This window comes from Aeromonas sp. ANP5 (genome assembly GCF_963870295.1).
Taxonomy (GTDB): Bacteria; Pseudomonadota; Gammaproteobacteria; order Enterobacterales; family Aeromonadaceae; genus Aeromonas; species Aeromonas veronii.
In genome coordinates this window covers 1-11,954 of sequence record NZ_CAWMRY010000012.1, presented here as the reverse complement: position 1 = coordinate 11,954, position 11,954 = coordinate 1, and the positions used below count along the sequence as shown (strand labels likewise).

At 61.1% G+C, this 11,954-nt stretch carries 10 protein-coding genes and 1 pseudogene; 2 read left to right on the top strand and 9 right to left on the bottom strand.

The genetic code is table 11. The features are described 5' to 3' along the window. Positions 1–211 precede the first annotated feature (211 nt). The 3 genes from AACT07_RS08950 to AACT07_RS08940 form a co-directional block, all read right to left on the bottom strand. Positions 212–1,519, bottom strand: a complete 1,308-nt coding sequence (locus AACT07_RS08950; RefSeq protein WP_339373779.1) for a D-amino acid dehydrogenase — start codon at positions 1,517–1,519, stop codon at positions 212–214. 154 nt (positions 1,520–1,673) lie between these two features. After that, a complete protein-coding gene (locus tag AACT07_RS08945) occupies positions 1,674–3,194 on the bottom strand; it encodes a cryptochrome/photolyase family protein (RefSeq protein WP_069527304.1) in 1,521 nt (506 codons plus the stop codon). Next, positions 3,194–3,358, bottom strand: a complete 165-nt coding sequence (locus AACT07_RS08940) for a DUF2256 domain-containing protein (protein WP_082187509.1) — start codon at positions 3,356–3,358, stop codon at positions 3,194–3,196. Before AACT07_RS08940 ends, AACT07_RS08945 begins: the two co-directional genes overlap by 1 nt. Positions 3,359–3,817: 459 nt before the next feature. Between AACT07_RS08940 and AACT07_RS08935 the strand changes: the two genes are divergently transcribed. Continuing rightward, a complete protein-coding gene (locus AACT07_RS08935) occupies positions 3,818–5,203 on the top strand; it encodes a tryptophanase (protein ID WP_069527301.1) in 1,386 nt (461 codons plus the stop codon). A 135-nt stretch (positions 5,204–5,338) separates the two neighbouring features. Here AACT07_RS08935 and cdd read toward each other — a convergent pair whose 3' ends face one another. The 3 genes from cdd to AACT07_RS08920 form a co-directional block, all read right to left on the bottom strand. After that, positions 5,339–6,223, bottom strand: a complete 885-nt coding sequence (gene cdd, locus AACT07_RS08930; protein WP_005333283.1) for a cytidine deaminase — start codon at positions 6,221–6,223, stop codon at positions 5,339–5,341. Positions 6,224–6,420: 197 nt separating this feature from the next. After that, on the bottom strand, positions 6,421–7,107 hold the full coding sequence (locus AACT07_RS08925; RefSeq protein WP_005333281.1) for an LrgB family protein: 687 nt from the start codon (positions 7,105–7,107) through the stop codon (positions 6,421–6,423). Next, positions 7,104–7,460 (bottom strand): CidA/LrgA family protein, encoded by a 357-nt coding sequence (locus AACT07_RS08920; RefSeq protein WP_005333279.1) that lies wholly within the window; start codon positions 7,458–7,460, stop codon positions 7,104–7,106. Before AACT07_RS08920 ends, AACT07_RS08925 begins: the two co-directional genes overlap by 4 nt. A gap of 165 nt (positions 7,461–7,625) precedes the next feature. Between AACT07_RS08920 and AACT07_RS08915 the strand changes: the two genes are divergently transcribed. Then, positions 7,626–9,335 (top strand): glycoside hydrolase family 36 protein, encoded by a 1,710-nt coding sequence (locus tag AACT07_RS08915; RefSeq protein WP_069527299.1) that lies wholly within the window; start codon positions 7,626–7,628, stop codon positions 9,333–9,335. Positions 9,336–9,413: 78 nt separating this feature from the next. Here AACT07_RS08915 and AACT07_RS08910 read toward each other — a convergent pair whose 3' ends face one another. From AACT07_RS08910 to AACT07_RS08900, 3 genes and pseudogenes are all read right to left on the bottom strand, one after another. Beyond that, a complete protein-coding gene (locus AACT07_RS08910) occupies positions 9,414–9,914 on the bottom strand; it encodes a hypothetical protein (RefSeq protein WP_005360277.1) in 501 nt (166 codons plus the stop codon). 155 nt (positions 9,915–10,069) lie between these two features. Further along, positions 10,070–11,497 (bottom strand): exodeoxyribonuclease I, encoded by a 1,428-nt coding sequence (gene sbcB, locus AACT07_RS08905; RefSeq protein WP_069527297.1) that lies wholly within the window; start codon positions 11,495–11,497, stop codon positions 10,070–10,072. A gap of 182 nt (positions 11,498–11,679) precedes the next feature. Then, a pseudogene (locus AACT07_RS08900) lies at positions 11,680–11,954 on the bottom strand (hypothetical protein); the annotation flags it as partial.

Sequence of the window (11,954 nt, the reverse complement as noted above, 5' to 3'; positions counted from 1 at the left end):
GCTGCGAAAAATGCGTCTATCCACATTACGGATTGTGACGGCTTGCGCAAGTCGAATTGCGCAATATTCTGTGCCGTTTGCTGCATTAACCGGCAGCCAGAGCACCGCTCAGGCAGACGGGCAGGGAGAAGGTCAACATCAGACGAAAAGGCCACCGTTTATGGCGGTGGCCTGTCAATAAAGCGGGTGAAACGCCCGACAGCTTGGGCGCTTAGCCGTAACGGGCCAGGGTGAGCCCCTCATCGCTGATAGCGGGTTCGCTGCCGCTGATAAGATCGCACAACAGCTGACCCGAGCCGGCCGCCATGGTCCAGCCCAGGGTGCCGTGGCCGGTATTGAGCCAGAGACCGGGAATGGGGCTGGGCCCCACCAGCGGGGTGCCGTCCGGCGTCATGGGGCGCAGGCCGGTCCAGAACTCGGCTTGGCTGATATCGCCCCCCTCGGGGAAAAGATCCCCCACCACCATCGCCAGGGTGTCGTGACGTCTGGGGTTGAGAGCGAGGTTGTAGCCCGACAGCTCCGCCATGCCGCCTACCCGGATCCGCTCGTCAAAGCGGGTGATGGCCACCTTGTAGGTCTCGTCGAGCACGGTACTGCGCGGCGCGGCCTCGGCATTGATCATCGGCAGGGTGAGGGAGTAGCCCTTGACCGGATAGACCGGCAGCTCCAGCCCGAGCGGGCGCAGCAGCGGCCGCAAAAAGCCGGTGGCATAGCTGCCGAGCGCACAGACGATGGCATCGGCGCGATAGCGCTGATCGCTCGCCCGCACCGCCACGGCGCGGCCGCGGGTTTGCTCAATCTCGTCGATGTCGCAGTTGAAGACGAACTTGACCCCGAGCTTCTCGGCTTCAAGGGCAAGGGCCTTGGTGAAGCGGAAGCAGTCGCCGGTCTCGTCGCCGGGCAGACGCAAGCCGCCGACGATTTTGCCGCGCACCCGCGCCAGCGCAGGCTCTGCCGCTTCGCAGCCGCTGGCATCCAGCGACTGGTAGGGGACGCCGTACTCCTCCAGCACCTCGATATCGCGCTGACTGGCATCGAGCTGGGATTGGCTGCGAAACAGCTGCAGGGTGCCGAGCTGGCGCCCTTCGTAATCGATGTTGAGCTCGTCGCGAAGTGCCTTCATGCAGTCGCGGCTGTATTCGGCCAGACGCACCATGCGCCCCTTGTTGGTGGCATAGGCGGTCGGGGTGCAGTTGGCGAGCATTCTGAGCATCCAGCGTAGCTGGAAGGGGTCGGCAGTGGGGCGCACGGTGAAGGGGGCATGCTTTTGCAACATCCACTTGGCGGCCTTGAGGGGGATGCCGGGGGCCGCCCAGGGGGCCGCATAGCCGGGGGATATCTGCCCGGCGTTGGCATGGCTGGTTTCAAGGGCGACGCCACCTTGTCGCTCCAGCAGGGTCACCTTGTGACCCGCTTTGGCCAGATACCAGGCGCTGGTTACCCCAATTACGCCACCACCGAGAACCACTATCTCCATATCGTCTTTCCTTGACTGATCTCCTGATGTGGCCACCACCATAATCAGCCGCCACAGGATATTCAACCGCTCTGCGCAGGATTGGGATCTCCGTCTGTCTGCCAGTCACAGGCTGGTGTTTGGTGCGATGATGCGCCTGATTGCCAGCGTAAATCGCTGCGCTGTTTTCAAGGCAGTGTCAGGGGCTATGGCCCGCTTACAACTGCTCCAGCTGGATCAGGTACTGCTCCGCGGTGGCCAGAATGGCCTGCTGTTGTTCTGCGGCTTGGCCATCCCAGTTGGCATAGGGGAGGGCGAGGCGGGGATTGCCGCCCAGTTTGTCGCGATTGCGCCAGAGAAAGTGCCAGTAGAGGCTGTTGAAGGGGCAACTTCCGTCGCCGTGGCGCGCTTTGACCTGATAGTGGCACCCCTTGCAGTAGTGGCCCATCCGCTCGAGATAGGCGCCGCTGCTGGCGTAGGGCTTGCTGCCCATCAGGCCGCCGTCGGCAAACTGGCTCATGCCGCGGGTGTTGGGCAGCTCGACCCACTCGATGGCATCCACATAGATGCCGAGATACCACTGATCAACCTCATCAGGATCGATCCCCGCCAGCAGGGCAAAGTTGCCGGTCACCATCAGCCGCTGGATATGGTGGGCGTAACCGTGCTCAAGGGATTGGTTGATGGCGTGGCGCACGCAGGTCATCCTGGTTTCGCCGCTCCAGAAGAAACCGGGCAGCGGCCGGTTGGCCCCCAGAAAATTGGTGCGCTGATAGTCGGGCATCTTTTCCCAGTAGAGGGCGCGGACAAACTCGCGCCAGCCGAGGATCTGGCGAATAAAGCCCTCCACCTGTGCCAACGTGATAGTGGCCTGATTGGCCTGCCAGTGGGATTCGGCGGCGCGGATCACCTCAAGCGGATGAAGCATCTTGCTGTTGAGGGAAAACGACAGGCGGCTGTGAAACAGGCTCCAGCCCCGCTCGCTCAGGGCATCCTGATAGCGCCCAAAGTGGGGCAGGCAGTACGCCAGAAAATGGGCCAGCAGCTCGCGACTCTGACGTCTTGTGATAGGCCACGGCAGTTTGCTGGCATCTGCCTCGCCGATGGTGCAGACCCCGTGGCGGGTCAGCATGGCGTCAATCTCGCTCACCTCGTTGGCAAAGGTGAGGGGGGCCGGGATTGGCTGGCTAGCCGGCAGTTTGGCTCGGTTCTCATCATCAAAATTCCAGCGCCCGCCAAGAGGTTGGCCGCGCTCATCGAGCAGCACTTGATATTGCTTGCGCAGGGCGCGGTAGAAGAACTCCATCCTGCTGTGGGGATAGCGCTGCCAGCCATCGCGGGGGGTGAGAAAATGTTCGCTCTCCACCTCGGTAGCAGGGATGGCAAGGCCCGCCGCCCATGCTTGCAACTGGCTGGCGAGGCGCCACTCGTCCGTGCTCTGCCAGGCAAAGCTGCTGGCCTGATGTGCTTCGAGTTGAGCCTCCAGCAAGCCGGGCAAGTCGGGCCAGCGGGCGCTCTCATCGAGGGTCAGGTAACAGACGCGGTGGCCCGCTTGGGTGAGTGCTGCCGCGAAGGCGCGCATGGCGGCAAAGAAGGCCAACACCTTCTGGCGATGGTGGCGGCAGTAGTCGGTCTCCTGACGCAGCTCCGCCATCAGGTAGCAGATTGCCGGATCCGGGGTGCGAAACCAGCTGTGAGCGGCGTTCAGCTGATCGCCGAGAATCAGGCGCAGCTCCATCACACTGGCTCCCCGTTATGTTGGCAGCTGTGGTGACGAGCGTGGCGACAGCGTTCGCTGCAGTAGCGAACCTCCTCCCAACTGCGCGCCCACTTGCGCCGCCAGCTGAAGGGGCGCTGGCAGACGGGGCAGATCTTCTCGGGCAGATGGGGTTTGCGATGCATGATGGCTTCCGGCCTTGGCTGATGGGGTATGTGGCGTGTGGGTAGGGAGAATAACGAAGCGGGGGCGTGGACGGATCAACCTCGCTGCCGGTTTGCCGCGCAGATGCCCACTTTGTGAGCGGGCGCACAGCCCGTCGGTGCGCCCCTTGTTTGCAAATTAACCAGCCGTTAACGTGGCGAGGCTGCCGTTGGCAGCATCCATCAATGGATCTTGTTGGCCACCGACTGTCTACAACCGATATGGAGGGGAGTGATGCCAATCATGACAGCTACGCCCCGGGCAGCTTGCCTGCTCGCCCACTGGTATACCCGGGATCCCATTCTCACCTTCGACTTTCCTCACCGCTGATTGGCGGCACCCGCCGTTTGAATTTGTCAGCCGGACGACCCTGATCGTCCCGGCCTATTTGCCAATTCCGATTTCAAACGCACTGGCCCAGCGCCGGTGAGGAGTCTTATATGCGTCGTATACCCGAGCCGTTTCGTATCAAGATGGTCGAGCCCATCAAACAGACCACTGGCGCCGAGCGCCGCGCCGCCCTCGAGGCCGCTGGCTGGAACCCCTTCCTGCTGCTGGCCGAGGATGTCTATATCGACCTGCTGACCGACAGTGGGACCGGTGCCATGTCCGATCGCCAGTGGGCCGGCATCATGATGGGGGATGAGGCCTATGCGGGCAGCCGCAACTTCGTCGAGCTGGAGCGCGCGGTGCGCGAGATCTTTGGCTACCAGCATGTGATGCCCACTCACCAGGGGCGCGGGGCGGAGCAGATCCTCTTCCCCGAGCTGGTCAAGCGCTGCAAGGGCAAGGCGCCGGTCTTTATCTCCAACTACCACTTCGACACCACCAAGGCCCACGTGGAGCTGGCTGGCGCACGAGCCATCAACCTGCTCACCCCGAAAGCCCTCGACACCACGGCTCCTTATGCCTGGAAGGGGGATTTTGATCTCCCTCGTCTGACCGACACCATCGAAACCCTGGGGGCCGACAACGTGGCCGGTGTCATCATCACGGTGACCTGCAACAGCGCCGGTGGTCAGCCGGTCTCCATGGCCAATATGGAGGCAGTCTCCGAGCTGGCTCGTCGTCACCAGATTCCGGTGGTGATCGACGCCGCCCGTTTTGCCGAGAACGCCTGGTTTATCAAGGAGCGGGAGCCGGCTTATGCCAAGAGCAGCATCAAGGAGATAGTGCACCAGATGTTTGCGCTGGGGGACATCTTCACCATGTCGGCCAAGAAGGACGGGCTGGTCAATATCGGCGGGCTCTGCTGCTTTAAAGAGGATCTCGACCTGTTCCGTGCGGTGCAGGTGCGCTGTGTGGCGATGGAGGGGTTTGTCACCTATGGCGGCCTCGCCGGGCGAGACATGGCGGCGCTTGCCATCGGCCTGCGCGAGGGGATGGATGAGGAGTATCTCACCTATCGCATCAGTCAGGTGGCCTATCTCGGCGAGCGGCTGGCCGAGGCGGGCATCCCCATCCAGACCCCCACTGGCGGTCATGCGGTGTTTGTCGATGCCAAAAAGCTGCTGCCCCATATTCCGGCCGAGCAGTTTCCTGCCCATGCGCTCGCCTGCGAGCTCTATCTGGAAGGGGGCGTGCGCGGGGTGGAGATTGGCTCCCTGTTGCTGGGGCGCGATCCCGCTACCGGCAAGCAGGAGGCGGCGGACTTTGAGTTGCTGCGCCTCACTATTCCGCGCCGGGTCTACACCCGGGATCACATGGACTATGTGGCCGACTGCCTGATCGCGCTGAAAGCGCGGGCCAGCGACATTCGCGGGCTCACCTTTGACTACGAGCCGCCGTTGCTGCGCCACTTCACCGCGCGGCTGAAACCGGTCTGATCAGCAACCGGTCAGACGGAGTGATCAACCGCGCCAAGCCGTGAGGATCACCGGCTGCTCCCGGTTAAACGGCACAGTAAAAAAGCCCCCGCACCAAGGTGCGGGGGCTTTCGTTTATCGAAGCAAAGCCGGGGGTCAGACCGCCTGATACTCCAGCTCGACCGAGCCCAGCGCCTTGAGGGTGGACTGGGCGGAGTCACGCTGGCTGATTTGGCCGTTTTTGTTCTCCAGCAGCACGGCGCGGCGGATGGTGGCGAGATCTTCACCGTTAAGCACCGCATGGGCGCAGGCCATCTGCATCGGCGGCAGGCTGGGGTTGAAGGCGGCGTTCTCGGCGTAGCGGCCAGAGAAGATGCGGCCATCGGCAAACTGCAGCGCCACCGCGGCATAGCCCTGACTGTAGGGGGCGTAGCTTTGACGGGCGGCGGCCAGCGCAGCCTGCCACAGTGGGTCTTCGCTTTGAAGCTCAAGCTCTGCGTGATCCTGCGGGCTCATCAGCGCATCCGTGATGTCGAGGTCCGCTGGGCCAAACGAGTGGGGCAGGAAGGATTGCAGGGCGCTCAGGTCATCGGGCAGAGAGACCTTCAGGATCTTGGCGGTGCTCAGCTCGTTCATGAACTGACGGCAGTGGCCGCAGGGAGTGTAGTTGACGGTGATTTCAGAGATCCCGGTCTCGCCACCCAGCCAGGCGTTGGAGATGGCGGACTGCTCGGCGTGGACCGAGTGGAACAACCCTTGCCCTGCAAACTCCATGTTGGCACCGAAGTACCAGGTGCCGCTAAGGCCACAGGCGATGGCACCGACGTAAAATTTGGAGATGGGCGCTACCGAGCAGGCGGCGGCCAGCGGTAACAGGGCGAGGCGCAGGGCGCGATCATCGAGACCTGTGGCGGCTTTCAGGGTGGCGACTTGCTCCGGCGTGAAGCGGGCGTTGAAGTCGGCACTATCCAGCATGGGCTGCACGGCTGCTTTGAGCGGGGCAGAGAGGGTATCGAATGGCTTGGCAAAACGGGGATGCATAGTGTGTCCTCAAAGGCCAATTGGGCGGCCATTGTAGGGAGCAAGCTCGGGTAAATGTGTGAGCAGGCTCACGCCCTGACGGGCAAACGGAGAGGGATGGTAATAGAAACGTTTGTCTTGTGCAAATTGTGCGGCAGGTCGCACCCCGAGAGGCCAGCAGGCCCCCCGGAATGGTCAACAGGTGGTCAATGGGGTGATCAGATCAGCCAGTGATAGATGGCAAACAGCAGCGGGGCGACGGCCGCGGTGAGGATCCCGCACACCACCATGGCGAGCGATGCAAAGGCGCCCTGGGTGATCCCTTTCTCGGCGGAAGTAGCCGTGCCGATGGCGTGGGCACAGGCCCCCATGGCGAGCCCTTGCGCTTCCGGATCGGTCACTTTGAGCAGTTTGAGCAGCGGGTAGCCGATCAGGGCACCGACAATCCCCACCACCACCACCACGGCGGCCGCGATGGCGGGAATGCCGCCGATGGACTGGCTGACGCTCATGGCGAGCGGGGTGGTAATGGATTTGGTAGCCAATGAGGCGAGCAGCGCCGGATCTGTGCCCATAAAGTGACCGATCAGCAGGGTTGTACACACCGAGATCAAGACGGAGGCGAGGGTACAGATTAGGATGGGCTTGAGCTTGGCCTGGATCTGGCGCGCCTGCTGATAGAGCGGCAGCGCCAGCGCCACTACTGCGGGCTCCAGCAGCATGGTAATGGGGCTGCTGCCGCGCTCGTACTGCTCAAGGGGCAGATCAAACCAGAGCAGCAGGCCGATGATCACCGCAGTCGGCACCAGTACCGGATTGATGATGGGCCAGGGCAGGCGGCGATAGAGGGCGCGGGTGGCGAAATAGAGCGCCAGGGTCAGAGGGATCGCTAGCCAGAAGATCATTTGTTCATCCTCTGGTAGAGCCGACCGACGGTGGCGAGGATCAGCACGATCCCGAGCACGATGCAGAGCATGATGACGCCGAAGGATTGGCGCAGGGGCTCTAGCCAGGCCACCAGCCCGACCGCGACCGGCACGAACAAAACGCCCATGTGGCGCAGCAGCAAGCCTGCGCCCAGCTCGACCCAGTGCAGCTTGATCAGTTGCAGGGAGAGCAGCACGAAGAGCAGCAGCATACCGATGATGCTGCCGGGAAAGGCGAAAGGCAGGATGGCTGCCACGGATTTACCTGCCAGCAGGCAGGCGACGATGACCATAAAGTCACGAAAGTACAGCAAGGCGCGTTGCGCGATCACGTGAACCTCATCGACTGGGAAGAAAAATCGCAGTTTACCAGAGAGGCTGGGTCGCGGCATTAAAACAATAACAACTGAAATCAGTTCGTTTGAAGCTGATTTGTATGCAGATTATCTGTTGAGCATCGTCTGATAGAACCCTTTTTCGAACTACAAGGAGTAGTGATGACATCCCTCTTGTCCCGAGTTCGCCAGCTGGCGAATGATAATGCGTTGCCACCCCATCTGCTGCAAACCCGTCAGTGGGAAGGGCCCCTGTGTCGGGTGCGACTCGACAACACCGGTTCTGATGCCACCTCGGTTGACCGCTGGGTGCTGTTTGACGGCAAGCTTGGTTTGCCGGTGGAGAGCGCCATCTATGGCGAAGGATTCCAGATGCTGGCCCAGACCATGGGTAGCTGGCAATCACCGCAACATGTCGGTCGTTGTCCCGATGCCAGCGTCTATCGCATCACTGATGACAATGACTATCACACCATTCACAACCTGTTGCTGGTGGAGCATGGCAAGGGGTGGCTGCTGCTCGCCTTTGCCAGCTGCCACCGTTTTGGCGGGGAGTTTCGTCTCTATCCCGATGGCCGCTTGCAGATCCTGATGAACTGTGAAGGGCGAAAACTTGCAGCCGGTGAGCACTGGCAGAGCGAGGCGCTGATCTGCCTCGAAGGGGCTGAGCGCGAGGATCTGCTGGCCGAGTTGGCACGGCTGATCGAGGCCGAGCACGGCTCGCTGATCGGCAAGGTGAGTGATCGCCCGAGCGGTTGGTGCTCCTGGTATCACTACTACGCCGAGGTGAACGCTGCCGATATTCGCGAGAACCTGCAGGTCCGTGCCGAGCGTTTCCCGGCCCTGCGTTACGTGCAGATCGACGACGGCTATCAGGCTAAAATGGGCGATTGGCTCACTCCATCGGCCAAGTTCGAGCAAGGTGTTGCTTCATTGGCTGCCGAGATCAAACAGGCTGGCTGCGAGCCCGCTCTCTGGGTTGCTCCCTTTATTGCCGAACCAAGCTCGCAGGTGTTTCAGGATCATCCCGACTGGTTTGTGAAGGGGGATGACGGCCTGCCGCTCCCTTCCGAACGAGTGACTTATGGCGGTTGGCGTTGCACTCCCTGGTATGTGCTGGACGGTACCCACCCCGAGGTACAGGCGCACCTTGAGCGGGTGTTCCGTACCCTGCGTGAGCAGTGGGGCATCCACTATTTCAAGCTCGATGCCAACTTCTGGGGCGCCATCCACGGTGGCCGTTTCCACGATCCGGCCGCCACCCGGGTTGAAGCTTATCGACGCGGTATGGCGGCCATCCTGCGCGGTGCTGGTGAAGGCGCTTTCCTGCTCGGTTGCAACGCCCCCATCTGGCCAAGCCTCGGGCTGGTGCACGGCATGCGGGTGAGCGATGATGTGGAGCGCAGTGGTCATCGCTATCGCCAGATCGCTCGCGAGGCCTTCTGCCGTGCCTGGCAGAATGACAAGCTCTGGGCCCTCGATCCCGACTGCATCTGTCTGCGCGATCTGCCGACCCAGCAGGCAAGTAAGGCGGATTACAGCTTCCATCTGGCAGCGCTGGTGGCGAGCGGCGGCATGATGCTGGCCGGTGATCGACTGCAAGATCTCGATGAGGAGCAGGCGGTGCAACTGTGCAAGTTGTTGACGCTCTGCGCGGCTCGGACACCTTCTGCCCGTTTCGAGTCGATGGACTTTGCCTGCGGCGAAGTAAGCCTGCCCGAGGGCGGTACTCTGCTCTGCTTGTTCAACTGGGAGGGGCAACCACAGGAGTTTCTGCTGCCGGAAGGGGGAACCGATTTTTGGCAGGGACAGGCAGTCGGCACGGCTGTCACCCTGCAAGGGGGAGCGGGGCGGGTGATCCGCTACACCTGATCACAGCGTCACCATACACAATTCAGGCTCCATCACGGAGCCTGAATTGTTTCAATCAGCGGTTATCAGCCACGTTTTTTAGTAACGCCACTCAAAACCGACGGCGTATTTGGCGGAGCCATAGCCCGGGATATCACTGCCGGAGGCGATCGCCTTGAGGGTCAGCAACGGGGTGATGGGCACCCCCAGACCAAAACCGATGGCCAGCTGATCATTGGGGTTCCCCATCAGATCGACCCGCATCACCCGATAGAGGGACATATCCTCGCTCAGGTGCATATAGGCTTGCGAAGCGCGGTTATAGACCTGACCAAACACCTCCAGCTGGAAACCTGACTGGGCGCTGATGGCCAGCGGTACCCCGACAAACTTGTAGAGATGGGAGCCGTTGAAGTAGCTGTTGGTGATCAGGGGAGTGAAATCAGTCTGCTGATAAAGGGTATTGAAGTTCTGTTCTACGATGCGATAGGTCTGCTCGGGCAGGCGAGCAAGATAATCCGGCACATCGAACCGGTATGCGGCGTTGGCTGCCAGCGGCAGCAGGGCCAGTAATCCGAGCAGTGCGTGGTGACGAGGCATCAGCAAATGGCTTCCGTTCGGCCAAAGAGATCTCTTGCTTGGGAGACATCCGCTCAGGATGTTGCAAGATATTGGTTTTTGGGGAAATCCCCTTCTTCATTATGACCTGAAGAAGGGGATGGGCGGGAAGGATTTATTGTGAAACTACTCACAACTCATAAATCTTCCAGATAGTGGTAGAGACTCTTTAGAATCGTAAAGTTCCGTTCGTTACTCTGGTTCTGCTCGGCCAGTGCCTCGAGACGGGGCACGTAGTCCGGCAGACGGCGGCTGAAGTAGTCGCTGCAGTGCAGGCGCCAGCGCTTCTGCTCTGCTTCGCTCAAGGTGTGTGGCCAGTTGCGGGCGCGGTAGCGGAACAGCATCTCCGGCAGCCGGGAGTCGGTAAAGGCGAACTCCCGCTCACCCAGCAGATCCGCGGGGGTGGCACGCACCAGATCCATGGTGGACTTGTCGCCATGGCCAAAGAATCCGGCGTAGAGCTGGGTATCGGGGTCGCTGTCATTGCTGCCGGCGAACTCTTGATTGAACACTTCCACCAGTTTTTCCCGCACCTCGGGATGGGCGCGCAGCAGATCCAGGCTCTTGCGGCACTGCTCCCGATTGATGCCGAGCTCGTCGGCACGCTCCGCCGTCAGGGTGGCGGCCGGTGCCAGCACCGGGCACTTATTGATGTGCACCAGTTTGACCGGAATGCCCGCCAGATCCCCCAGCTCCTCTTTTTTGGTATAGAGGCGCTCGCGGATCTCCTCGCTGGTGAGCTCGATAAGCGGGGTGGGGTCACGGGTCAGGTCGACCATGATCACCGCGTTCTGGTTGGTGGGGTGCCAGGCGAGCGGCGAGACCCAGCTTGCACAACCCTGCCAGGGGGAGAACATGCCGGAGACGTGCACCAGCGGCTTCATGGTCACCACGTCAATCAGCGCCTTCACTTTATTCTTGTTGCGAAGGTCAAACAGGTACCCGAATAGCTTGGGTTGGGCCTTTTTTACCAGCTTGGCCATCTCGATGGTGGCCAGTACGTCAGAGAGTGCGTCGTGGGCATTGGCGTGGGCCACGCCGTTGGCGACCGTCAGCTTCTCCAGCCGGAAACTCGGTTTCCCCTCATCGTCAAAGGCCCACTCGATCCCCTCCGGGCGCAGGGCATAGCAGGCCCGCAGCATGTCGAGGATGTCCCAGCGGGAGTTGCCGTTCTGCCAGCTGTAGGCATAGGGGTCATAGAAGTTGCGATAGAGGGTATAGCGGGTCACTTCATCATCGAAGCGGATGCTGTTGTAGCCAAGCACACAGGTATTCGGCGTGGCGAACTGCTCGTGGATCTGGCGAATGAAATCCGCCTCGCACAGCCCATCCTTCATCGCCTTTTGCGGCGTGATACCGGTAATCAGGCACGCCTCCGGATCCGGCAGGTAGTCTGCCGGAGGCTTGCAATAGATGACCAGCGGCTCGCCAATGAGGTTGAAATCCGCATCGGTACGAATACCGGCAAACTGCGACGGCCTGTCCTTGGCGGGGCTGATGCCGAAGGTTTCGTAGTCGTGGAAGTAGAAGGTTGGCTCGTTGCCCGCGTGTGCTGTTTTGCTCATGTTGCTCGAGATGAGGTATCCGATGACGGTAGCGCCTGGCGCTAGGGTGGGCGGTGCCAGGCACCACAATTGTGTGCATGGTAAACCATAGCGCAGGCAGAACGAAGGGCGAGCCGCGCAGGTGGCGGTTTATTGGGCGGTTGTTCCCGATATCTTAGGCACTTCTGTCTTGCTCACCGGGACTATAAGGCCAATCTATCTCTCAGGATATGATGATTGTTTAGTGATATCTGTAGTGACCGGTTAAGAGGACCCTCATTGGCGATCCTGTCCAGGTTCGGGGTCTGGTAGCCCATCATCCCCTGGTTGTAGGCACTGATGTTCCAGTAGCCGATGTCATCGTCCATGATGGCAAGAATATTGGGCTTGGCGGCTGCTGTGGCACTACCAGCGGTGGCCATTAAGGCAAGGCTCATGGCTATTTTGTTTATTTGAATGGCCATTATTGGCTCCACAT

Bases quoted from the DNA above. Each gene is read 5' to 3' on its own strand.
- AACT07_RS08950 (WP_339373779.1), bottom strand. From the start codon at position 1,519: ATGGTGGTGGCCACATCAGGAGATCAGTCAAGGAAAGACGATATGGAG.
- AACT07_RS08945 (WP_069527304.1), bottom strand. From the start codon at position 3,194: ATGGAGCTGCGCCTGATTCTCGGCGATCAGCTGAACGCCGCTCACAGC.
- AACT07_RS08940 (WP_082187509.1), bottom strand. From the start codon at position 3,358: ATGCATCGCAAACCCCATCTGCCCGAGAAGATCTGCCCCGTCTGCCAG.
- AACT07_RS08935 (WP_069527301.1), top strand. From the start codon at position 3,818: ATGCGTCGTATACCCGAGCCGTTTCGTATCAAGATGGTCGAGCCCATC.
- cdd (WP_005333283.1), bottom strand. From the start codon at position 6,223: ATGCATCCCCGTTTTGCCAAGCCATTCGATACCCTCTCTGCCCCGCTC.
- AACT07_RS08925 (WP_005333281.1), bottom strand. From the start codon at position 7,107: ATGATCTTCTGGCTAGCGATCCCTCTGACCCTGGCGCTCTATTTCGCC.
- AACT07_RS08915 (WP_069527299.1), top strand. From the start codon at position 7,626: ATGACATCCCTCTTGTCCCGAGTTCGCCAGCTGGCGAATGATAATGCG.
- AACT07_RS08910 (WP_005360277.1), bottom strand. From the start codon at position 9,914: ATGCCTCGTCACCACGCACTGCTCGGATTACTGGCCCTGCTGCCGCTG.
- sbcB (WP_069527297.1), bottom strand. From the start codon at position 11,497: ATGAGCAAAACAGCACACGCGGGCAACGAGCCAACCTTCTACTTCCAC.